Below are 716 nucleotides of genomic sequence, written 5' to 3'. Positions count from 1 at the left end.
CGCCGGCCCCGCCTCGGCCGCCGATCACCCCGACGGTGAGGGCCGGACGACCGATGCCCTCGGCGACGTCGGCGATGCGGTCGACCAGCCACGGCTCGCCGTCGGGAAGCATCAGGACGTGGTCGGCGCCGATCTGCACGGCTCGTTTCCATACCTCCGAGTCGTCCTGGTCGCGGCCCACCAGCACCACACCGGGCCGGCGCGCGGCTCCGCGCACCCGACGGGCGGCGTCGTCGCCGACGAGGACGAGCGGGGCGGCCCCCCAGCGGTCGCCGGATTCCGGTACGCCGTGGTGGACCTCGGGTGTGGCGCCCGCCGCCGCGCACAGGCGCAGCAGATCGTCCAGCAGAGCGGCGTCCTCGGTGACGATGAGCGGCCGTCCCGGCCTGCCCGCGGGGCTGGGTGGCGGATCGTGTGTGACGGTTCCGGTCACGGGTGTTCCCCCTTCGCTGCGTGGGGCGCACGGCCTCTGCGGCCACGCGATTCCCAAAGGTGTGAAGAACCGGCAAGCGGCCTCCATATGAACGGCCGACACAAACCGGCCATACGCACTCCGGCAATCGGAACCGGCCATGAACTCGCCGCGGCCGGAGTGCGCTGGAATCACGGTGCAGCGATCCTCGAAATCATGTGGATCTTGGTCGAAAACTGTGGACAGGTCCCGGCCTGTGAATATCTCCGTCACCCATACCGGTGACCCGTGTACTGATCCGTGT

Annotated in this window: 1 pseudogene; it reads right to left on the bottom strand. The window is 70.3% G+C overall.

The annotated features are described in order from the left end of the window. Positions 1-433, bottom strand: a pseudogene (locus IE312_RS40245) (septum site-determining protein Ssd); the annotation flags it as partial. Between the last annotated feature and the right edge of the window lie 283 nt (positions 434-716).

Origin of the sequence: Streptomyces capoamus (assembly GCF_014654935.1) — a bacterium.
Taxonomy (GTDB): Bacteria; Actinomycetota; Actinomycetes; order Streptomycetales; family Streptomycetaceae; genus Streptomyces; species Streptomyces capoamus.
Note: the sequence above shows the minus strand (reverse complement) of the source record. Positions and strands in the feature narration are given on the sequence as shown.